The sequence below is a fragment of the Parashewanella curva genome, from assembly GCF_003675895.1.
Taxonomy (GTDB): Bacteria; Pseudomonadota; Gammaproteobacteria; order Enterobacterales; family Shewanellaceae; genus Parashewanella; species Parashewanella curva.
The window spans coordinates 1-22,381 of record NZ_ML014815.1 but is presented as its reverse complement, the minus strand read 5'-3'; the positions used below and the strand labels follow the sequence as shown (position 1 = coordinate 22,381).

Genomic DNA, 22,381 nt, shown 5'->3' with positions numbered 1-22,381 from the left:
GCAACTGAAGATGTGATCAGAAAGTATGTTCAAGAACAGTTGGCAGAGTTAGACAAAAAAGAGAAAAGTGCAGATCAGCTTGGACTGTTCAAATAAAACTCGGTTGCTTGCGGCCGAGTTCCTTTATCATTTAGTTAAATTATCTATGTTTATCTTTTAAATCAAGCACTTTAATTAACCATGCTTTAATTTAGATTGCGTGAAAGAAGGAAAATTTCCTCTTTTCTTGTGGAAAGCAGGAAAACTTGAGAGCTGTTATTTTATACAGTGCTGAAATAAAAATATTTTTAGTTTTTTCATTTTTTTATTACAAAAGTGATGCAAATTCAGTTGAGTTTATCGCTCAAGCTCTTCTCTATCAGAATTAACTCTTATTTTGAAGTAAGCATTTGGTTGGGGGAGTTGCCAAGGCTTTATCTTTGGTGTTGCCTCTGCCGAGATTCCAAGTTGTTCTAGCTCGTTGGCAAATTGTTCTCTCCAGATTTGTGGTTGTCCTTTTTTGATGTGAAGTCGTTTACCATTAAACCCTAAGTTTTTTACTGTTAGATGGACATGTGGGCTATCGGTATCGGTGTGCAAGGCAAATACATACTGATGATTATCAGCAAACGTTTTTTTGGCAAAAGCTCTTGCGGCTTTTTTTACGGCTTGAGGCTCTGTGCCATTTGGCATAGAAAGAATAAGGTGCGTAGTGTGCCTGGCTTTGTTTCGAGATGATGCACTGTCTTTGCACCAGTTTTTTGCCATTTGATGTAACACCTCTGGCTCTTGGTAGGTTTGACCAAGTTCGTCTTCTATTTCAAGTTTTCCGTTTCGGCTGATGTAATCAAAATGCGATTGAATATGTCCCACATTGCGACAATGACCACTGATTTTGAGCATGACTTCAGGCGCTTTAAATCTGGCACGCTTGTTTTGACTAATGCGATTAGCTTTGTGATGAACAGAACCTCTGAGTAAGTCAGTATCAAAAGTGCTATTCATTGTTAATTCCCCAGCGACGTTGATTTTGACATAGAAGTTGGTAAACCTTATCAGTGTGTTTATTGATTCTGGTTTCTAGCATTTCAATCATTTCTCTTGTGATTTTATCGCTATACCTAAATTCAATATTAAGCACTCGTGCGATTTGATTGAGATTACGACCGATGGCTGCTAGCTGTCGATTGGAATCTCTAAGTTCAGACATTTCATCTTTGGTTAATACAGGTTCTCTAATTAAGTTTGCCATTACTGCTGAAGTGACCCAGCTGGTTTGACTCAAGTAGCCTTCTGCTTGAACTAGTGCATCAAGTTTTTGAACATTTTCAGTTGAAAGGCGGATGGTAATTTTATTGGTTCTGCACTGTTTTGTTTGGCAGGCATTAGCGGCTTCTGGTGCAACTTTGTGTATCATCATTCGTAGCATTTCAGCTTCGCTCATGCTGTGAGACTGACAAAACTCCTGCCAGTTGTGTTTTTCATTATTTGAAAGTACGGCTTCTGTTTTTGGCATGATGATGCTCTTTAAATGCATGATTCTTCATACTAGCGATTAAAAAGGTGGTGGGGCTTGTATGTTGTTTGATAAATATACAAAGGAAGCGACTTTTCTTACTCAAAACTGACAAACATGCAAATGCTGGCACGATTGCGGGTAAATGCCATCAATTTGCGAATCCTGCATTAGTAATTAAAAGCTCTGGTTGATATAAAACTTGTAATTTCTTTAATGGGGATTTGCTATGGGTAATCGTCTCAAAAGACAAAAAAGGGCAAAACAGAAAGCTAAAATGTCCAGAGTTCAAAAGCAACATCAGCTTGAATTTAGAAGCAAGCTCAATGATATTAGCTATATTTCCCCCGAGCTTGAATTTATCTTTGAAGGACTCGTTGAGCACGGCGACAACCTCTATTCTCTTGTTCCTCAAATGAAGCTATTTGTTAGCAAAGGAGGAGAGTCGGGTCATAATTTAATATATAGCACTGCAATGATGTTTTCTTTATATATGTGGTGGAAGCATTATTCTAGCGATGTGGTGTATATTCCAACCGTTGATTCGCTGGCTGATGGATTAGTGCATCAGCCAGAGTTCTTAAAATATTTTGATTAAATCTGAGAAGAATATTTTTGCTGTTCTTTCTCATGCAACTTGTGAGGAAATAATTGAGTGTAGACTTGCCATAAGATATTGAGGTTACGGTGGCCAGTTACTTGTGCGACTTCTTCAATGCTGTAGCCTTTTTCAAAAAGCCTGCTGGCACCTTCTCGGCGTAAGTCGTGATAGCGAAGATCGCTTATTCCTAATTGATTTCGTACTCGTTGAAACCCTGCGGTGACAGATCTTGAGTTATAGGGAAATATAAGTTCATCATCTTGAGGCTGCCTCATCACGATATCAAATGCACCACCTAACAGTGGCACAACAAGATGATTGCCTGTTTTTTTACGAGGGTCTTTTCTGTCACGCACTAAAATTGTTTTGTGCTTAATATTAAGGTCCTCCCAACGGAGTGAACAAACTTCTCCAATTCGCATACAACTTAAGATACTGAAATCCAGAATATCAATATATGGAATACGGCAGTGTCCGTTTGGTCTATATGCCATGCGTCGTTGCAAACCCGATTTTAAATTTTCAATTTCGACTCTTGTTGGTCTGCGAGTTCGTTGCTGGCTTTTACCGATCAGCTGCATTTCAATGAGGATAGGTACGGCTTCTTCGAACACTTGATGATTGGCGGTGATGTTCCATACGGGCTTGGCTTTTTTCATGACACTGCGAAGATAGGCAATATCATGGTAAATAGTAGCAGGTGAGGTTCCAGCATTTTTTCTATTCAGACAGTGTTCGATAATGTCGCTGGTTTTAAGTTCATTACAATTGATTCGGCTAATGTCGCAATCCATCAACATCATGATCACGTAGCGTTTGGTTCTGCCAGTATTTTCCCAAAGTGAATGGTTTTCATAGTAAAGATTAAGCAGTGCCCCAAGGGACACCGTTTGAGTAGAGTAAGGTGTCCCATTGTCGAGGGCTTCACATCTTAGCTTTCCCCAATTAGTTGCCAGTTCTTTTTTACTGAATGTCTGAGACTCGGTATGTATAATAACGCCAGACTTTTTGAGGCGTACTTTACAGCGATAGCGAATATCACCGTTTGCTTTGTTACGTTTTTCAATAGTAAAGGAAGCCATTTTTGTGTCCCCATTTGTTCAAATATACTGCATTTGTCCTACCCGTCCGTGGGGCACATATGGGACACCTTAGCTTAAAACTTAACGAATTTATAGGCATTTCAGAGCATTCTAATTACCATGCAACAAATTGAGAAAAGTAGCATTAAGCCAGATACACCAAGGGTTTCCATCAATCGAACATTCAGTATTGCGCCGATGCTGGATTGGACGGATCGTCATTACCGATACATGGCGCGGCTTATGTCTAAACAAGCTTTGCTTTATACCGAAATGGTCACAACGGGGGCGATTTTACATGGTAAAGGTGATTATCTTGCGTATAACGACGAAGAACACCCTTTGGCTTTACAGCTTGGGGGCTCAAATCCTATCGACTTAGCAAAGTGTGCTCAAATTGCGGCTGAACGAGGGTATGATGAAATTAACCTCAATGTAGGTTGCCCGTCAGATCGAGTTCAAAATGGGCGCTTTGGTGCGTGCTTGATGGCTGAGCCTGAATTGGTGGCTGAATGCGTCGATGCCATGAAACAAGTGGTAGATATTCCGGTTACGGTAAAAACTCGTATTGGTATTGATGAACAAGATAGTTATGAATTTCTAACGACTTTTGTTGAAACAGTAAAAGAAAAAGGCTGTGAGGAATTTATTGTTCATGCACGAAAAGCGTGGCTTCAAGGCTTAAGCCCAAAGGAAAATCGAGAAATACCTCCATTAGATTACCCAAGGGTGTATCAATTAAAGCAGGATTACCCTGAGATTCATATCAGTATTAATGGTGGCATTTTAAATATCGATGAGATGAAGCAGCATCTTGAGCATATTGATGGTGTGATGGTAGGGCGTGAAGCTTATAACAATCCCTATATATTAAGCCAAGTAGATAATAAGCTTTGTGGTCAGCAAAGTGAGATTATGAGTCGCGAACAAGTGATTGAGCAAATGTTGCCTTACATTGAAGCTCATGTACAACAAGGTGGACGTTTAAACCACATTACTCGCCATATGATTGGTTTATTCCAAGGGCTACCGGGTTCACGTCAATGGCGTCGCCACTTGAGCGAAAACGCACATAAAGCTGGTGCTGGTATTGAAGTTGTTGAGCAAGCATTCGCTAAAGTATCTGTCTAATTTCAGTTAGTGAAAATGGCTAAATTAGCTGGTTATTTTCACTAACCCTTCTTAATTGATTTTCATTTTACTCGTTCAGCCTCTTGTTTTTTGAAGTTAAATTTTCCTTTCAAATCAATGTCTTGCAGCCTCCTTTAAAATGTTGGCACGGCACTTGATATATCCATTGTGAATGTGGACATTTATTCAAGCAAAAGGAAATACACAATGAAAACGTCAGTTACGATAAAAGGAATTACTGCAACTGTTTTGACATTAGGTTTGCTAGGAACAGCACAAGCTAATGATTTTACAACTGAGTTAAGCAAATCAGTGAAAATAGATTTTACTGAGTACACTGTTGAACTAATTGAAAACATCAAGCAAGAAATGCAGTTGTCATTTGAAGCACAACTGGCTGCAATGATGACAGAACTTCAACAGCAAACTGCTTCGATTCATTTAGAGGAATCAAAACAAGTAAAAACTGAGGTTGCCAATGTTGAGGAGTCAAAATAATGGAATTCTTTACTCCTTCTCTAGCCGCATTGATGATGGCGCCAGTGATGAGTTTTGTACTGGCCGCCAGTGTAATGATGCTGGTTAACATGTTTAATTTAAGAGGGCAGCAGTGATGCTAGATAACATAATTAAGCTATTAAAAAGTAATCGATTGATATTTGGTACTGCCACAAGAGTGTCTGAACGTTATTGCTGGCCAGTACTATGGACCAGAGTGTTATGGTTACTATGTGCGATATTCGCGCCTTTCTTCGCATTGTTATCCTATATTGTTGTCGCTGTGGTGTTGCCTTCAGATGAACGCAGGTAGCACCATGAGTCGACGTGTATGGCCGTTCTTAATTAATGGGATCACAGAGACAGGTGGTATCGTTGCTTTTTTTGTGGCCTTTGGCTGGTTACTTTTGCCTAGTGCTCAACAGTTGACCCAATGGCAAATGAATATAGAGCAGTGGACGTTTGCTCTAGAGTCTACTAACTTGCTAGGGTTATCGCCTTGGATATTATTTGCTGCAATGGTGTTAGCGTTCAGCGTTGTGGTTTTTATATTGTCAGGGTTAACATTTTTGCAATCACTGGCGGTAGTGAGCATTACATTCGCAATAGTCGCGCTTGGTTATGCCTATAGCCCCATTGGATTAGGTGTTGTATTGCTTCTGGTAGTTGGCATCGCTTTATGCTGTTTACAGCGCTGAGTTAAATTCAGCTTACCTCATCATTTTTCTTTACTCTCTGTGTACCATCATTACCACTAATATTATTGTCGGTGCCACCTCTGATAAGGTATTCTGTCTGCTACAAAATTGAAGAGTCAATGAGAAAAGCCGTACCTAGGGACGGGTTTCTTGAATTTAGATATTGAAGAGCGAGGTTAAGACATTGATTAATGGTGTAAAGCGAGCATTTTACGTACTTATTTTTTTCGGATTTGTTTCTAGCAGTTGGGCGGCGAATATTGAGTTAATATCGGGTCACGTTCGAGCCATGCCATCGAGTGTTCCGAATACCGCTGCTTATTTTAAAGTTGTAAATCATGGCAAGGCAGTCAAGTTGGTTTCTGTTGATACGCCTGTGGCTAAAGAAGCACAATTGCATACCTTACTTGATGATAATGGTGTAATAAAAATGCGCCAAGTTAAGAACTTTGCACTAGGAGCTCATTCTACGCTAACCCTCAAGCCATCAGGCGATCACATCATGATCCTTGGGTTGAAAAAGCCTTTAGCGGTAGGGAGCCGAGTAGCGTTAACCTTGAATTTTAGTGATGGTAGCTCTAATACCATTACTTTGCCAGTACAAAAAGTATCACGCACATCTGAGAAGCAAGAGCACTCAGATCATAGTCACCATCATCACTAATTTTTGGAGATAGTTGAATGACAATAAATTGGGATCGCAAACTGGCCAAACGAATAGGTTGGGTGTTAGCTGCTGTAGTACTGTTGAATGTCATTCTGAGTATTTGGTGGAGTGTCGAGCCAGATCCGATTCAACCTAAAATGAAAAAGGCGGCATCGGGCCATTTAATTGTAGGTTATGCCACCACCACATCATTAATCGACACTGTAAATACTTTATTGGATAAGCCCGGAGGCTGGATTTCCAACGATCCGTTGCCGCCATCCGTATTTATGGACAATATGCCAGCATTTGAATTTGGGGCATTAGAACAGATCCGAGATTTATCTCGAAGCTTGCGGACTGACTTCAGTCGCTCTCAATCGCAATCGATCGAAGATAAAGACCTAAACGAAGCACAAGCCAAGTTTAATATTGATCATACTAGTTGGTTGATACCAAGGCCTGAAACGGAATATAAAGATGGTGTGAAGCATGTCGAGTGGTATCGTGCCAAGATCAGTGATCCTAATAATCCTGATGCTCAGTTTTATGCTCGTGCAGATAATTTAAATGAATGGTTAAAGCAGGTACAAAAACGCTTAGGGAGCTTATCGCAGCGTCTTTCAGCCAGTGTTGAAACCGAACGCGAAAATACTGATCTCGCTGGCGATACAGCGGCCACGCAAACCACACCGACTCATGAAACCCGAGTAGTGAAGACTAGCTGGTGGAAGATTGATGATGTCTTTTATGAAGCTCGCGGTAGTAGCTGGGCGTTGCTAAACTTTATGCGTGCCATTGAAGTGGATTTTGCTGACGTGCTGGCAAAGAAAAATGCTCAAGCGAGTGTTAGACAGATTATTCGAGAGTTGGAAGCTACGCAGCAAACGGTTTACAGCCCGATGATTTTAAATGGCAGTGGGTTTGGAATGTTAGCCAATCACTCATTAGTGATGGCTAATTATATTTCTCGTGCCAATGCCGGAATTATTGATTTAACTCATTTGTTATCACAAGGATAGACATGAAAAAGCTATTGTTAGTTACAACATTATTGGCGTGCAGCTCAGCGCAAGCGGCTACTGTATTAGGCGCAAAGGTTGGTATTGATGGTTGGAATGCAAAAACATCTGGCGGCGTTGCTACTGCCAACAATAATGAAGTTGATTACAAATTTGATGATAAAACTCAAGGTCGCATTTGGGCGGCGGTTGAGCACCCTGTACCGTTAATCCCAAACGTTATGCTTAGTGCAAATCGTATCAAGATGGACGGTAAGCAAGGCGCGAGTACCGTTAACGCTGACTTAAGCAGTATTGATGCAACGGCGTATTATGAATTACTGGATAACGATCTGGTATCATTAGATGCGGGCATTACTTTCCGTAAATTTAATGGTGAGTTTGGTTTTTCACCAACAAGCAAGGTCGATTTAGATAAGCATTTGTGGATGGGATATGGCAGTGCTAGCGCAAGCCTTCCGGGTATCGATTTTTTTGCATTTGCTGATCTGCAAGTAGGGTTAGATGAAAGCAAGGTTTACGATGGACAAGTTGGTCTTGGTTATGAAATTGATGGTCTGGCGTTAGATTATCGCTTCCGTGCAGGTTACCGTGAATATAACTTTGACGTGAATCGTTTTTCTGGTGTGAATGCTAACTTGAAAACTAATGGCGTATTCTTAGGGTTAGAAATTGATTTTTAATTGAAAACCAAAAGTATCGGATGAAAGGGGCGTTAGCCCCTTTTGTGTTTAATAGCCTTTCTCAAAATCAATCAAATAATTAAGTGATTGATTTTCTATCCAGCGTAAGTAATTTTCAGCAAACACTTCTATGACAGCTTTAGGAAAACTAGGTGCCGCAACATGAGGGGTTAAAATAGCATTATCAAGTTGCCATAGCGGATGTGATGCAGTTAATGGCTCATAAGGAAAGACATCAAGTATCGCGGTTTGCTTAGGTTGTTGGTTCAGTTGATTTGCCAATGCATCAATATCTACCGCATCACCACGACCGATATTAAATAAAATGGCATCAGCTTTGAGTAAAGCCAATCGACTTTGGTTGAGTAGGTTTTTGGTTTGCGGGGTTTTGGGTAAAATGCTCACTACCACATCTGCAAGAGGAAGTTCATTGTCCAGTTGTGCCAGTGGGACAATGTTGTCGAAATGAGGTCGTGCTTGTCCTAACTGATTAACGCCAATGACCTCCATGTCAAAATGCTGAGCCGTTGAAGCCAAATGTTGCCCGATACTACCCGCACCTATGATCAATATTCGTTTACCCGCGATTTTATCATCAATAACAGGTGACCAAACTTGCTTGAATTGACTACCAGCATAATGCTGATGATTACGATAAATGGAAAGCAGATACCCAAACACATATTCGCTCATCAAAGGGCCAAACGAGCCTTGAACATTGGTTAATTGGTAGTTAGAACGATTAAATGTTGGAATTAAAGCGTCAACACCTGCGTATGTAGATTGCAACCACTGTAATTTTTTAGCGCCAGAAATCAGCGGAGCGGCGAGAGGTGGATCGGCAACCCAAATATTGGCTTCACTGATTTGGTGAGGTGAATCATCTAAAATCTTAAGACCGGGGAGATCGCATTGAGATAACTCATTTAAATAAGCGTCATTATCGGCCGTCAACAGTAGTAGTTTCTGCATACGCTTTTATCCACTCCAATGCTTTATCAGGGTAATCACAAAAAATCCCAGCTAACCCAAGATCTAAAACAGTGTTTATATCATCTTTTTCATTAACGGTGAAAACGTGAACCTTGGTAATTGCTTGTAATTGTTCAAGCTTTTTTGGGTTTTGCTTGAGCATATTTAAAGAAACATGAATGGCATCTGGCTGAAGTGCGTCAATCACTTGATTAAAAGTATCTGGAAATTCATGGTATAGCGGCGCGATTCGCACATTGGGTAGAGCTTGTCGAACTTGTAGCAAGGCTTGATGATCAAAAGATGAGATCAATAGTTCAGATGGTGTAAAGCCAAACTCTTGCTCTAGCGACGGGTATAAGTCTATCAGTGGTTGATAGGTGTTCGGCCCTTTCAGCTCGATATTGACCTCGCAACCTTTAAGTAATGCTAATACATCGATCAACGTGGGGATACGTTCGCCTCGCACTGTCAGACCACTGAGTTCATTTAAACTGGTGTCAGCAATGGCTTTATCAATTTCGGTGAGTCTTTTTAAATTTTCATCATGAAACACCACTAACTGATCTTCGACGTTGTATACGTCTAGTTCAAAGCTAGTGGCGCCTTGTTCCAGAGCTGTAGCGAACGCCTTTAACGTGTTTTCAGGCTCATAGCCACTGGCACCTCTGTGGGCAAAAACGGTTAAACTCATTTAATCACTCCAGTTGGCTCTTTCATTGATTTCATGTGGATTTCTAATTGCGGATAGGATAGCACCAGATCATTATCTTTTAGTGACTGTGTAATGTGCTTATGGAGTTCATGGCGAAGCGGCCAGCGGCTGGCCATATCAGTAGCAAAAGCACGGATTTCATAGTCTTGAGTGTGAGCACCAAAACCAGAAAACCAAACTTCAGGCTCAGGTGTTTCAAGGGTGTGCTTACACTCTCGTACCGCTTGATATAAAGCGGCCTCGACTTTAGCAGGATCGGAATCTCGAGCGACTGATACTTGAATCGTAACCCGAGTAATAGGATCTGAGAGTGACCAGTTGACTAACTGCTCAGTAATAAAAGCCTTATTGGGCACAATGATCTCTTTTCGATCCCAATCGATGATGGTGGTAGCTCGAATTTGAATTTTGCTGACTGTGCCAGTTAAGTCTCGAATGGTAACGGTATCGCCAATACGTACAGGTTTCTCAAATAAAATGATCAAACCGGAGATAAAGTTGGCAAAAATCTCTTGTAATCCAAAACCTAAACCAACAGATAACGCGGCGATGAGCCATTGCAGTTTGGACCACTCAACGCCAAGCGTGTTAAATCCGATCAGCATACCGATCAGTAATACAAAATAACGACTGACTGTCGTTATAGCAAAACCTGTTCCTGATGTTAACTCTAGCCGCTGTAAGATGGTGAGCTCTAGTAAGCCGGGCAAATTAGCTGCAATCATCATCGAAAAGCCAAATACAACAAGGCCATAGAGTAAGGTTTTTAAGGTAACAGGCACGGACAATCCATCGACGTTAGAGTGCCATAAGGTAATGCCATCGAAGAATGAGAATAGTGCTAAATGAGTTTGAGTCCAAAGGCCAATTAGCCCAGCGCATAGCCCAAGGATCAGTAACGAGCGCACTAAGCCAAGCGATTGACTCGAAATGGTTTCTAAATCAACGATAGGCTCTTCATAAAACTCTGAACTATCAGGGTTTTGTGAGGTGTCTCCTCGCTCACGCTGAGCTAAAATCTCAGCCCGTTTTGCTTTGGCTCGATCGAAGGCAATACGACGACGTTCGATCAACATCCAACGTTTAATTAATTGATATGCGAGTAGAACACCCAGTGCCATGAATACAGAAAATAGCAACTGAAACAGCATTTCATAAGCGGTAAAGTAATAGCCAGTAAACGCTAATACAGCCGCGGCTAATGGCGCTAATTTAAGGAGCTGCCATAACGTGCGTTGTAATAATCGAGTATTGGTTGTTTCTGACTGCTGCTTGTAATGCTCCATTAATCGGTGTTGATGGCGGACTAGATAAAAAAGCTGGAAGCACAGCAAAATGAATGCACCACGACCAATACTGTTTTTGAGCAAAGGCAGCTGTATGTATTGGCTGAAACCAATACAGGCAATTAAGCCTAAATTGAGATAGTAAAAGCGTTTAAAGTAACCGTAGCCACGAGCAATCATCTCTGCTGGACGTTTAAAGTGAGCGACCAATAACCCTTCTGGCAAACTGATGACATAAATGACTCGATGCATTAAATAGAATAGTCCGATAGTCAATATGGCAGCGCCACTTGCATGGATTAATGCTATGGGTGATAGCAGCAGTAAATAGCCTGCTAAGATGATGGATGTGGGTTTGATCAAGCTGTAAAAAATCGTGATAAAAAGCGTATGCAATGTATAGGTAAAACTGTCTTGAGTTACATTGCCCACACTACCTAAGTTCTTTCTTAACAGGCTGCGAAAACGATTGCGGATCAAATCCTGTGCAGCTAAGCAAACCGTGAGAACAATCAGCCACCATAACCAGTGCTGGCTTTGTTGGTTGATGTTTTGAGTCAGCTGCCCAACATAATCTTGTTCAACTAACCACTGGACGCTCAGGCCGATATCAATTAACCATTGTTTATTAATAATACTGGCATTGGGTAACCAAAATAGCTGCTCATTAAGCATGCTTGTTAGCTGGGTATGCTGCTCAGTTAATTGACGATAGCTGACAGTAAGTTTGTCGAGCTCCTGTAAATATTGTTCGTAGTCTTTGACCAGCTGCGACAGTAGGGATTGTTGAGCAGAAATACCATTATTGATGATGATTGAGCTGGGTATTTGATTTTCTATGCGATGCTGATTGTCGCTAACTATCTGCTCTAATTGATAATGTTCAAGTCTTGCATCCGCAATGGTTTGTTCTAATTTACTGAGATCGGGTGGTTTAGGAAGGCTGTCTAACGTTTGGATAAAATGTTCACCAAATACAGCGTTGAGCCGACCCCAAGACAATTGCTCTTGAATTTCGCCGATTTGCTTAGCTTGTTTTTGATATAAACTTTCCGCTTGCTCTTGTTGTTTGACAACTTGGTTTATTTGAGTAATTAAATTGACTAATTGCTTGGCAAGTTTTTGGTTTTGCTTATTGAGCTCTAGCGATAGTGGATTTGATTGACTATTGGGCTGTTGAATATTTTGGGCGATAGTCAATGCAGTTTGTTTCTGCCTTGCCAAAATCATGTGCTGATTAAGTGATTCAATCAATTGCTCTTGGTTGTGTTGCTTAAGTTGCAGCAGTTGCAGACGAAGCTGTGCCAAATTTAATCGATTAGGGATACTTGAAAGCTCAGAGTCCAGCGTTTCTATCTGCTTTTGATATAACTGACGTTGAAGTTGTGCGAAAGCATTATTATTGGATAGGTGAGAGCTGGTGACTTTTTTATGTTGGTTTAATCGTTCACGCGCTTGTGTAATTTCTTTGGGTAATTGGTTACGTCTTGAAATTAATTCATTGATATCTTGAGAAAGAACACTTTCTTGTTCTTTAAGGCGATTCATGATTAAGTTTGCAGAAATGACTTGCTCAGATACATTTGTGTCTAAAATCGTTAAAGCCTTTTGTTTCTCTTGGATGATTTGCTGGTTTATCTGTGATTTTTCTTTTTCATAATTAAGTAAAGCCTGCTGGTAGGCTTGCGTTTGTTCGGCCAAAATTTGGATCTGATTATGAATATCTTCAGGTACATTCAGGTCCTGTGATTGTTGCGTTTGGGTTAACGAGGCTCTAGATGAAATAGGCAGTAGGTTATTAGCAGTACTCGAAAATGAACTTAGCCAAAAGCAAATAATTATCAATAAACTAAGGTTACGCAACATGAGAGTGATACAAATAAAGAAAAGTACACCTTATCTTAGTGAATAAGTATCAGTTTTGGTATGACTTTTTTGTTGCAAAAGAGTGAAATAAAACGGGAGCTTAATATTACAAATAGCTCTTAAAATGGAGGGGGAACACAATTGATATATTCTGGTTGTCTATATGCTCTAATATCGTCACCTGACAAGTAACTACTTGGTATCACAGGGTTGCTGGGGATGATAAGAGCGTCAGGGACGACTTCTTTTCCTTGTTTTAATCCTTGCATTCGGAGTGCATCCACTGTGGCTGGAAACCACTTTTCACCTACACGAAGCTCAACAATTAGGTCTCCATTTTTAAACTCCTTACCTGTTATGCAACACCTTTCAAATGGCATTAAATCAGACGTAAAAGGTGATTGAACCCTTTCTATTTTTTTTGCTACTTGTTCCATTAACTTAGAGGCTGCTGTGCGATGTGTTTTTTGTAAATGTTTCTTCGTCAACCGTATCGAGTATGGCCTGATTGATGCCTCTACTTTTTTATTTTTAAACACAATGGCATCATCGCCAGATGGTCGCCCCCAATGCTCAAGCAAAATAAAGTAAACATAAGGGCGATGAGCGGCAATGATGGCGAGATCCATCAGCATATGTATTTCTTCATTATCTTTTGCGTAGATGTTTGTTGGATCATTCGGCAGCAATTGATGGTTATACATTAATGCTTTAAAAGCAGTCTGATACTCCCTATGACAAGATGCATCTGTTGTTTGGATATAAGTTAAATATTCATCGGCAGAGATACGCTTTTCAGATGACGGTTTCGCATGATTTAAACGAGCATGCCAATAGTTGACGCCTTCCTTTTTCATACTGTTTGAAGGGCTTATTGTGGATAGTTGTCGCATATTTACGGAGCGTACGTGGTCATAGCGACTGGATAAAGGTACTTGCCTATTTTCTGCGTTAGAGATGAGTGCTTGATTAAGTTGTGGATTGTTAATCCATGCTTCAATTTTTCGAAATCTCGCTCCTACATGAGGATTGAGTATAAAGTGATTCAATCGGCTATATTCTTTTTTTCCTTGCTTTGAATCATTTGTTAACTCGAATAGTCTCATTTGTCCTTTATGGTTGTTGGCAATATAGCACTTTCCTCCTAATTCAAATTCATGGCTAGGTTTAACGAATAAACCTTCTTTAGGGTAGTGGACTGTTTGTGGAATTAACCAATGAAGAAGGGCTGAAGCCATTAGTTCTTTCTCATATTGCTATGAACTTATCGGCATACTACCAATAATTGATTTTACCAAATAATTAAAATTTATTTATGAGCGTTAAGGCGTTAAGAAAAGTTCAGAGGATTTAAAACGATTTCACTTGCTGTTTTTATGAGTTAAACAGCTTTAATAAGAGGTTTGTTGTCAGGGTTTATTCAGTTCATTCATGCTTCACTTTAATTACCTTTCTTTTTATGCGGTGTGAGCGTCATATGGGATCGCAACTAGCACCACCTTTAATGGTAAATCCTTCGGTTACTTCTCTACTAAATAGCTGTGAATCGACAGGGGAGCACTCGATCGGTGAAGCAACTTTTTCATCTGGTGGCGTTTTATATTCTGTAAATGATGCACCACCAGATTATGATTCGTGTTTGCTTTCAACATTATCAAGGGTTGATGGACCACCTCCTCTCCATGCCAATAATGATCCCCTTTTTTGTGCCCAAGCAACAGATTTTTATTCACGCCAAGGCAGCAGCGTGCATGGAGCAACTCCGCACAAGTGTGCAGGTTATCAATTTGAATTTAAAAGCAGTGGCAGGCTATCAAGGTTCATTGGCGTGTTCAGTGAAGCTCATTCGAAGTATGAGGCAGAAATTAAATGTTCGGCGTATCCCTTGTTGAGGTCCAGCCCAGGAGATAAACCTAAAGAAATATTTTTGAAAATGACCATTGAAAACAAAACAGAGCATGTTCCGGTGAAGGTGGAGTGGGTGCAAGTCGGCTGCTCACCTCATGACAAGCAGTGTCAAGTTAGCTTGGTTAAACCGAAATCCAAGTGGTCATTAAGAGGTGATGTTGAGCGCGGGTTCATTAAGCAACTAGATGAGGAAATGCGGCATTTTGGATATGGCATGGTTCCAGTATTGATGAATTGCTATCACAGGGTTTATTTTCATGAGAGTGGTACATATCAATTGTCTCCTTTTTCTTTTCAAGAGGGAGTGGCCGAAGATATTGCTGTACTCACAAAAATACTTGAACCAATGGGGTGGTATAAAGTTGCAAGAGCCATTGGATTAAGCTTGTCGGAGATACAAAAAATAGACAGGAGTGGAAGCAATGAATTGAAAATGTTGAAAACCTTTAGGCAGCTTTCAAAAACGGAGCAAAGACTGCCATGGCAGCAACTCTTCAATCTGCTGAGTGACATACCTGGGTTGGAGCATGATGCTGAATTTCATCGAGCGGCAAAGTTATTTAATGTGAGGCTGCCATCTCATTGGACATTATTACCAGAGATCCCAAAATACCATAGGCATATTCATACTAACCTTCTTTGTAGCTATAAAGTGCCTGCTCCTACTCTTGAAGAACCCGAAAAAATTCATCTTTCGTTTTCCCACAAATATTTTATAACTGAGATTTGTTTATTATTGGGTATAAGTCGAGATGAGTTTAAGGCAAAGGCCGATGAAATCTCCAATAATTTACGCCTAAAAGGAAAAGTAGAAACAATCAATGAGGAATTGTATGTTCATTTAATTCAGCAACATCTAGATTCATCGCCGATGACATGGGAGCAATTATTTCAGGTTCTTGAAGATATTCCTGCTTTGGACAATGAAAAAGGGCTTGCAAGAATGAAAACGGAAATGGGCTTCCCACAAACGGAGGTGGATAAGGAAAGTGAACTTGAGAAGCTAGAGTTATACGCTTACGAGTTGATTGATTATTCTACCTTATACCGTCAACCATGGCGAAGAGTGTTCATTGGGTTAGTGGAAGCGTTAACCCCTTATTCTGAGAGGTTAGCTGAAGCATTAGACATTCCCATTAGCACCTTATCCACTGATGTGTTTAGTCAACAACCTAAGCAACTGGTGTTTAATTTGATAGAGAGAAAATCTGAGCAAAGTAAATTTACCTTAAGACAATTGGCTGAGGTGGTATCAAGTCTTGAAGATATGCAATACAGCGCAGTATTGCAGGATTTTTGCCGATCGTTGAAAGTAGATATAGTAGCCCAATAAACCGATATTGCTCAGGTTTATACCTATTTCCAACTGAGGGGGGATATTTTTCTATTGCTTACATTGGGTATGTTGGCTGGACGATAAGGGCGAATGTCGAATGGAGAAAGTCGTGCGCCATATACCTTTGGATTAGTGGCTGCTCCTATTCCGCGTTTCGCGACATTGTCTGCACGAAGACCTCTAGTAAGAACCACTTGCGTAGAGGCTGGATACCATTTACCTTGTAGTCGAATTTCAATAACGTTTTCGCCTTCTTGAAATGGTTTTCCTGTCAGGCAACATGATTCTGTGGGCAAATGACTTGTTACGTATTGAGAGGATGAAGTATGAACTTTATCGAATACAGATTCGGTTAACCGACATGAAGCAATCCTAAAAGCTTTATCAAGATCCTCAGCGTTAAAACTGATTTGCCATTCACTTACTTCTGCTGTCTGTTTGAGTTGGTGAACTTTTGAAGTGCGAGCTAATTTTTGTAATCTTTTTTGCTTCCCTTGCTGATGAATGAAGTCTTCTTTAGTAAGTCCCTCTGCTGCTTCTATATCTTGTTGGCTCGTATCATTCAGTACTTCATTTTGTGTATGAGAAAAGGTTAAGTTTAGCCCTATGCTTGGCTTTGAGTTAAACCTTTCGAATAGGACAAAAAAGATAAAAGGGCGATGTTCCGCAATTGTTTCAATGTCTTTTTGTAATTGTTTTTTTACTTCTTGTTTATTGCTAAGGTCTTTTGATAGTCGTTGATAGGATAACATCAAAGCGTCACACGCTGTTTCAACTTCTTTAGCACAAGGTCTTAAGCAAATTTTAATAAAGTTCAGATAAGATTCGGCCTCAATTATTTCATCGACATTCATTTCAGAATTCATTCGACAAAGTATAGTGTTTGCCCCATGTCTGAAAGATTCTTTAGTCATTTTAACAGTCTGAAATTTTTCATGGTTTTCACAACGATAAATATCACCGTAATAAGGTAAAATTTCGGGCTTTTGAGGTTGGGTTGCAGTGATTGTAATAGTCGGTTTGGGGGCGGCAAGATGGTGGTGGTTGATTTTGGGATCATTTAGCCATTGTTCAATTTTACTAAAGCGCTGTGCGACATGGGGGTGCAGTAACATAAATCGTGGACGGTAAAATGCCTTTTGTTCAGCGTGGCTTGATGGCTCGCTTTCAAAGAGTACAAACCTACGGTTCACTCGCTTGGCGATATATTCGTGACCTTGAAGCATGAAAGGGACATCTCGACGAACGTTTAAGGAATTGGGTTGCTGAATGTGGTCAGGGCATAAAAGGTTTTTTACTGCAGCTAACAAGACGTCACCATTTAACGAAAGATGGAATTTTCTTCATGTTATCAATTGTATAGCTGATATTTAAATTAATGTTTGTTCATCAAAATCGCGAAGGGGATGATTAACGGATCATTCGACCCGTTAGTTTGAAATTGTTTTGTTATCTTTTGATGTGTGCAAAAGGCTGACCCATACGAGTGGTTGCTTTTGGCTCTACGCCATCAGTAAACTTTTCAATCGCATCTTTTTCAAAACACATCACAATGGTGCTGCCGAGCTTGAAGCGACCCATTTCTTCGCCTTTTTGCAAAGTAATGGCGTCTTTACCTTCGGTGGGGTATTCCCATGTGAACACTTGCTTACCGGCTGGTGGCGTAACGGTTCCCGCCCATACGGTTTCGATACTGGCTACGATTGTCGCGCCAACTAACACCATAGCAATAGGACCAATCTCGGTTTCGAAAATGGCGACGACACGCTCGTTTCGGGCAAACAGCCCCGGCACGTTTTCGGCGGTTAATGGGTTTACTGAAAACAACTCGCCCGGTACATAGGTCATTTTCGACAGTGTGCCCGTGATCGGCATGTGCAAGCGGTGATAATCTTTTGGTGCAAGATAAATTGTCGCAAAGTCACCGTCTTTAAAACGCTCAGCATCTTGTGGCTGGTCGCCCAGTAACGCTAACGTTGAATAAGAATGGCCTTTGGCTTGGAAGATTTCACCATCTTTAATAGGGCCAAGTTGGCTTACTGCACCATCAACAGGGTGCGCCAGTATTTTCTCATCATCACAGATTGGGCGAATGCCATCCTTGAGTTCACGAGTGAAGAACAAGTTAAAGGTCTTGTATGCCTCAGGATTAGATTCTTTGGCTTCACTCATGTCGATTTTGTATTGCTTGATAAACCACTTGATGAAAAAAGCGGTCAATTTTCCTAATTGAGCGGCGGCTAATTTGCCCACCAGACGCGATAAAAAGTGCTTTGGAAGCATATACTGAATCGCAATCTTTACTTTATCCACGTTTATAATTCCTTGTTGCTGCTTGGCGCGATATCTTTGGCTAAGATGATTGTTATTGTTTATTCGTCTGAGCCACTTCTAAATTGACGAGCATGTCGCTGCTCGTCTAGGCTGGCAATAATTCGATGAAAGTTGTCAAAGCGCTCTTCATCGATTTTACCTTCTTCAAAGGCGACCTGTAAGGCACAGCCAGGATCATCTAAGTGTTTACAATCTCGGAACTTACAAGTACCGAGGTAATCCCTAAATTCGACAAACCCCCATGCTACCTTTTCAGGCGGTAAATGCCAAAGGGCAAATTCACGTACACCGGGGGAATCAATTAAATCACCGCTGCCCTCAAGATGTAACAGCTTAGCTGCTGTGGTGGTGTGTTGTCCCAAACCAGAATTTTCAGAGACTTCACCAGTGAGAAGATCTGCATCAGGCATTAATGCATTAATTAGTGAGGACTTACCAACGCCAGACTGCCCAACAAATATGCTTGTTTTGTCATCAAGTAGTTGCTTAACCCTCTCTACACCTTCAGCCGTTTGGCTACTGACTTCAAACACTTGATATCCTAATTTTTGATAAACGTCTAAGGCTTCGGTTAACAATTCACGGGTTTCTTCATCCAGCAAATCCACTTTATTTAACACAATGACAGGCTTGATACCGGTATCTTCTGCGGCAACTAAGTAGCGGTCAATGATCTGAGTGCTGAATGCAGGGACGACAGAAGTGACAATTAAAATTTGGTCAATGTTGGCGGCAATGATTTTTACGCCGTCATAGAGATCTGGGCGAGTTAAGCTAGAAGTTCTCGGCTCAACCGCTTCAACGACACCAGCTATGGTGCTGGTCTGCTCTTGAGCGATGCGCACGATTACGTTATCACCGGTTACCAAGCTCTGAATGGTTCGACGGATATTACAACGTATTACTTCGGCAGTGTCGATCTCGATATCTACGTGCTGACCGAAACGCGAAATGACACGACCTGTTTGCTCAGGCCCTAAACTGTCGTTTTCTAATTCAACTTCAGGTGCTTCATTTTTACGTTGTAGGCGCTTTTGATGATTCGCGCGCATGCGACGTAATTGCCCTTTACTGAGCTTCTTTTTACTCACTGCGTACCTAAGGTGTTTTTGTGTTACGTTAAAAATGAGTATGATACACCTTAATGGTTATGATTACCCCTGCCGATAAAGATTTTTGACGGTGGTGGTATCGCTTAATAAGTTGGAGCTGATAAATGTCGGTAAATGACAGTAATTTAATCTGGATTGATCTTGAAATGACAGGTTTAGAGCCTGCAACGGATCGCATTATTGAAATCGCGACGTTAGTGACCGATAAAGAACTCAACATTATCGGCGAAGGACCTGTGATTGCCATTCATCAAAGTGATGAAGTCTTGGATGCGATGGATGAGTGGAATCAGACTCATCATGGTCAGTCAGGATTAATCGAGCGTGTAAAAGTCAGCACTTATACTGAAGCGCAAGCGATAAAAGAGACCATTGCCTTTTTGGAGCAATATGTCCCAGCAGGCAAGTCACCTATGTGTGGTAACAGTATCGGGCAAGATCGCCGTTTTTTAAATAAGTACATGCCAGAGTTGGAAGATTACTTCCATTATCGCAACATTGATGTCAGTACCATTAAAGAGTTAGTGAACCGCTGGCAACCTGAGATCCAAAAGGGCTTTAAAAAGCAAAATACCCATCAAGCATTGCAGGATATTCAAGAGTCGATTGCTGAATTGGTCTATTATCGCGCCAATGTATTTAAAATTTAGCCAAACAGCACTTTCTTTGAAATAAAGGCTTGCGTCATTAAAAAATAGCCCTATAATGCGACCTCGTCTTTTGGGGAACACATTGTTTCTTAGAGGCGCATCAGGAATGCGACATTAGCTCAGTTGGTAGAGCGATACCTTGCCAAGGTATAGGTCATCGGTTCGAACCCGATATGTCGCTCCAACATTTCTGATAGTAATTGATATTGCGACATTAGCTCAGTTGGTAGAGCGATACCTTGCCAAGGTATAGGTCATCGGTTCGAACCCGATATGTCGCTCCAATATCAAAATCAAGATGCGACATTAGCTCAGTTGGTAGAGCGATACCTTGCCAAGGTATAGGTCATCGGTTCGAACCCGATATGTCGCTCCAATCTCTTTTTAATTCCAAAAAAGTCATCCAAACATTTCATTACAAGTCAGTTTTTAAGCTCGATTGCATTTTCGTATTGTTTCCAGAATAATGGCTAGTTTTTAATACTAGGAACATAACAATAATGCCAAGGATTGACTCTATCGATACCCTTCGAGGGTTCGCGCTGTTAGGACTTCCCTTAATGAACTTGCTGGTTTTTGCTGCCCCTATGGCAGCCTATATAAACCCCAATGTTCATCTCTCTGACTCCCCATTAAATCATTTTATCTTTAGCTTTTTACAAATTTTTGCCGATCAAAAATTTATGGGGATTTTCTCCGTGTTATTTGGTGTAGGGCTAGTCTTGTTATATGAAAAGTTAAAGCAACAGGATGAATATGGCACAGGTACTATCTACCTGAGATTAGCAGTATTAATGGTCTTTGGCTTTTTACACGCGACTTACTTATGGTCGGGGGATATTCTACTAATCTATGCAATCGGTGGAATGCTAATTTATCCTTTCATTGGTGCAGGTAAAAAGTCGCTATTAGTGGTATTTAGCTTTTTCTATGTTCTTGTAATCTTGTTATCGACTCTGGCTTCTGGGTTCGATAGTTCAGAATTAACGCCATTAGCCAAATATCAAATCGATGTTTATTTCAATCCTTCTCATGTACAAAATCAAGCCATTTTGGATATTTTTCTAGGCTCAATGGATGAAATCCATAGGTTTTATAATACAGTGACGCTTGATGGTCAAGAGTTAGATCTACAAGCTGCCTTGCCTATTGGCATGTTTTCATTTGCGGCTATTTTTCGTGCTTATGCAATGATGCTGCTGGGTATTTTCTTGTATAAAACAGGGTTTGCTACAGGTCTGGCGAGCATTGGTAAATATCGCTTTTGGAGTTTCTTTGGTTTACTGATTGGCGGTGTAATTACCGCATTCGGTTTAGTTGTTAACTACGGGCATGACTTTAATGACGCTGGTATTTTCTTTAGCTACGGCAATGTGTTTGTGACATTGGGATCGCCTTTGATGGTAGTTGGGTATATCGCTTTATTCCATTTGCCTTTGCATAAGGGGCAAACAGTATGGTCAGTTTCTTTTGCTAGAGTTGGAAAAATGGCATTGAGCTTTTATCTATTGCAATCAGTCATCTGTGTGTCGGTATTCTATGGTGTTGGCTTAGGATGGTTTGGTAGCTTAGCACGTTGGGAGTTATTACTTTTTGCCATAGGACTCGCTTTACTTCAACTTAGCATCGCTAAAGTGTGGCTTACCTATTTCAAGCAAGGTCCAATGGAATGGCTGTGGAGGAGTATTACCTACAGACAGCTTGCACCGTGTCGCTGAGTCCAGCATATGGGTTCAACAACAACCGCTGTTGAAATAGGAGCGTCATATTTGGTCTACTGTCGCTGAGTCAAAAGAGTGACAAATTTATAATCACAGAGTAAGGGCTTCGGGAAGATCTGGAACCAAACTTTGACAAATAATAAGCCCAAGCTGTGACAAATTGTTCGATTTAATTCTCGCACAAAAATAAGCCTTGTAATTTTATTTCAATATTTTTTAATAAACGGGGCTTATTTTTAAATTAATACATGGATAAACCTTGACAGAACTATCTTCTATATTGGGATAGAAGAACAAAATTCTCACTTGATCAGGTGTTCACTATTCCTAAGGTGGGTCAGGTAATTATAAACTAAGATCATGCATATGGAACGAAGACGAAAGGCTTGTCTCTCTATATTGAGCGCATAGCAAAACCATAGGAGGAGGCAATTGCCTTGCTTGTCGTCGCTGATTTACCTTGTAGTTTTTAGTATCTTGAGGTTATTGTTATGCTATAGGCATAGGTATCTACACAATGTGATCACTTTCTAAGCAATTAAACTTTTTCATGGAACTGTTTGAAAAAGTGGCGATCAGATCTGCAAATTCCCTTCAACTGACGATAAAAATGGATTTGTTTGCA

21 protein-coding genes and 3 tRNA genes are annotated in these 22,381 nt (G+C 40.6%); 14 read left to right on the top strand and 10 right to left on the bottom strand.

The genetic code is table 11. The features are described 5' to 3' along the window. Positions 1–336: 336 nt before the first annotated feature. Positions 337–984, bottom strand: coding sequence for a relaxase/mobilization nuclease domain-containing protein (locus tag D5018_RS16805; protein WP_121840150.1), 648 nt, complete (start codon positions 982–984; stop codon positions 337–339). After that, on the bottom strand, positions 977–1,495 hold the full coding sequence (locus tag D5018_RS16800; RefSeq protein ID WP_121840149.1) for a plasmid mobilization protein: 519 nt from the start codon (positions 1,493–1,495) through the stop codon (positions 977–979). The genes D5018_RS16805 and D5018_RS16800 overlap by 8 nt, the downstream gene beginning before the upstream one ends. 229 nt (positions 1,496–1,724) lie before the next feature. Here D5018_RS16800 and D5018_RS16795 point away from each other — a divergent pair, with 229 nt between their 5' ends. Next, positions 1,725–2,093: a hypothetical protein gene (locus D5018_RS16795; protein WP_121840148.1), complete on the top strand. Its 369-nt coding sequence runs from the start codon at positions 1,725–1,727 to the stop codon at positions 2,091–2,093. Here the strand turns inward: D5018_RS16795 and D5018_RS16790 are convergent. Then, positions 2,090–3,178 (bottom strand): tyrosine-type recombinase/integrase, encoded by a 1,089-nt coding sequence (locus tag D5018_RS16790; RefSeq protein WP_121840147.1) that lies wholly within the window; start codon positions 3,176–3,178, stop codon positions 2,090–2,092. The genes D5018_RS16795 and D5018_RS16790 overlap by 4 nt on opposite strands. A gap of 120 nt (positions 3,179–3,298) precedes the next feature. Here D5018_RS16790 and dusA point away from each other — a divergent pair, with 120 nt between their 5' ends. The 7 genes from dusA to D5018_RS16755 all read left to right on the top strand — a co-directional run bounded on the left by dusA (position 3,299) and on the right by D5018_RS16755 (position 7,856). Further along, positions 3,299–4,309 (top strand): tRNA dihydrouridine(20/20a) synthase DusA, encoded by a 1,011-nt coding sequence (dusA, locus tag D5018_RS16785; RefSeq protein ID WP_121840146.1) that lies wholly within the window; start codon positions 3,299–3,301, stop codon positions 4,307–4,309. A gap of 207 nt (positions 4,310–4,516) precedes the next feature. Beyond that, complete coding sequence (locus D5018_RS16780) at positions 4,517–4,807, top strand: hypothetical protein (RefSeq protein ID WP_121840145.1); 291 nt, start codon at positions 4,517–4,519, stop codon at positions 4,805–4,807. Between the two features lie 115 nt (positions 4,808–4,922). Then, complete coding sequence (locus D5018_RS22430) at positions 4,923–5,120, top strand: PspC domain-containing protein (RefSeq protein WP_121840144.1); 198 nt, start codon at positions 4,923–4,925, stop codon at positions 5,118–5,120. A 4-nt stretch (positions 5,121–5,124) separates the two neighbouring features. After that, complete coding sequence (locus tag D5018_RS16770; protein ID WP_133309321.1) at positions 5,125–5,505, top strand: hypothetical protein; 381 nt, start codon at positions 5,125–5,127, stop codon at positions 5,503–5,505. A gap of 187 nt (positions 5,506–5,692) precedes the next feature. Further along, the gene (locus tag D5018_RS16765; RefSeq protein WP_416351552.1) at positions 5,693–6,169 is read left to right on the top strand and encodes a copper chaperone PCu(A)C; all 477 of its coding nucleotides are present in this window, start codon (positions 5,693–5,695) and stop codon (positions 6,167–6,169) included. Between the two features lie 17 nt (positions 6,170–6,186). Continuing rightward, positions 6,187–7,173 carry a DUF2333 family protein gene (locus D5018_RS16760; RefSeq protein WP_121840142.1) on the top strand — a complete coding sequence of 329 codons (987 nt, stop codon included), beginning with the start codon at positions 6,187–6,189 and terminating at the stop codon, positions 7,171–7,173. Between the two features lie 2 nt (positions 7,174–7,175). Then, entirely contained in the window at positions 7,176–7,856 is a 681-nt protein-coding gene (locus D5018_RS16755; RefSeq protein ID WP_121840141.1) for a TIGR04219 family outer membrane beta-barrel protein, read from the top strand. Between the two features lie 48 nt (positions 7,857–7,904). Here the strand turns inward: D5018_RS16755 and D5018_RS16750 are convergent, their stop codons facing one another. The 4 genes from D5018_RS16750 to D5018_RS16735 all read right to left on the bottom strand — a co-directional run bounded on the left by D5018_RS16750 (position 7,905) and on the right by D5018_RS16735 (position 13,933). Further along, entirely contained in the window at positions 7,905–8,828 is a 924-nt protein-coding gene (locus D5018_RS16750) for a D-2-hydroxyacid dehydrogenase (protein WP_121840140.1), read from the bottom strand. Then, a complete protein-coding gene (locus D5018_RS16745; RefSeq protein WP_121840139.1) occupies positions 8,797–9,522 on the bottom strand; it encodes a glycerophosphodiester phosphodiesterase in 726 nt (241 codons plus the stop codon). Before D5018_RS16745 ends, D5018_RS16750 begins: the two co-directional genes overlap by 32 nt. Continuing rightward, positions 9,519–12,695 carry a mechanosensitive ion channel domain-containing protein gene (locus D5018_RS16740; RefSeq protein ID WP_121840138.1) on the bottom strand — a complete coding sequence of 1,059 codons (3,177 nt, stop codon included), beginning with the start codon at positions 12,693–12,695 and terminating at the stop codon, positions 9,519–9,521. Before D5018_RS16740 ends, D5018_RS16745 begins: the two co-directional genes overlap by 4 nt. A gap of 119 nt (positions 12,696–12,814) precedes the next feature. After that, on the bottom strand, positions 12,815–13,933 hold the full coding sequence (locus tag D5018_RS16735; RefSeq protein ID WP_121840137.1) for a hypothetical protein: 1,119 nt from the start codon (positions 13,931–13,933) through the stop codon (positions 12,815–12,817). A gap of 239 nt (positions 13,934–14,172) precedes the next feature. Here D5018_RS16735 and D5018_RS16730 point away from each other — a divergent pair, with 239 nt between their 5' ends. Further along, complete coding sequence (locus tag D5018_RS16730) at positions 14,173–15,936, top strand: hypothetical protein (RefSeq protein WP_121840136.1); 1,764 nt, start codon at positions 14,173–14,175, stop codon at positions 15,934–15,936. A gap of 23 nt (positions 15,937–15,959) precedes the next feature. On the opposite strand, the gene D5018_RS16725 is transcribed toward D5018_RS16730, so the two are convergent. The 3 genes from D5018_RS16725 to rsgA form a co-directional block, all read right to left on the bottom strand. Further along, complete coding sequence (locus D5018_RS16725; protein ID WP_121840135.1) at positions 15,960–17,249, bottom strand: hypothetical protein; 1,290 nt, start codon at positions 17,247–17,249, stop codon at positions 15,960–15,962. Positions 17,250–17,388: 139 nt separating this feature from the next. Then, the gene (gene asd, locus D5018_RS16720; protein WP_121840134.1) at positions 17,389–18,252 is read right to left on the bottom strand and encodes an archaetidylserine decarboxylase; all 864 of its coding nucleotides are present in this window, start codon (positions 18,250–18,252) and stop codon (positions 17,389–17,391) included. 59 nt (positions 18,253–18,311) lie between these two features. Further along, positions 18,312–19,364 (bottom strand): small ribosomal subunit biogenesis GTPase RsgA, encoded by a 1,053-nt coding sequence (gene rsgA, locus D5018_RS16715; protein WP_121840133.1) that lies wholly within the window; start codon positions 19,362–19,364, stop codon positions 18,312–18,314. A gap of 125 nt (positions 19,365–19,489) precedes the next feature. Here rsgA and orn point away from each other — a divergent pair, with 125 nt between their 5' ends. The 5 genes from orn to D5018_RS16690 all read left to right on the top strand — a co-directional run bounded on the left by orn (position 19,490) and on the right by D5018_RS16690 (position 21,753). After that, positions 19,490–20,035 carry an oligoribonuclease gene (gene orn, locus D5018_RS16710; protein ID WP_121840132.1) on the top strand — a complete coding sequence of 182 codons (546 nt, stop codon included), beginning with the start codon at positions 19,490–19,492 and terminating at the stop codon, positions 20,033–20,035. Positions 20,036–20,143: 108 nt separating this feature from the next. Next, positions 20,144–20,219: transfer RNA gene (locus tag D5018_RS16705), tRNA-Gly, on the top strand. 24 nt (positions 20,220–20,243) lie between these two features. Beyond that, a tRNA-Gly gene (locus tag D5018_RS16700) sits at positions 20,244–20,319 on the top strand. Positions 20,320–20,335: 16 nt separating this feature from the next. Then, positions 20,336–20,411 (top strand) — tRNA-Gly (locus tag D5018_RS16695). A gap of 124 nt (positions 20,412–20,535) precedes the next feature. Further along, positions 20,536–21,753, top strand: a complete 1,218-nt coding sequence (locus D5018_RS16690) for a DUF418 domain-containing protein (RefSeq protein WP_121840131.1) — start codon at positions 20,536–20,538, stop codon at positions 21,751–21,753. The last annotated feature ends 628 nt before the right edge of the window (positions 21,754–22,381 follow it).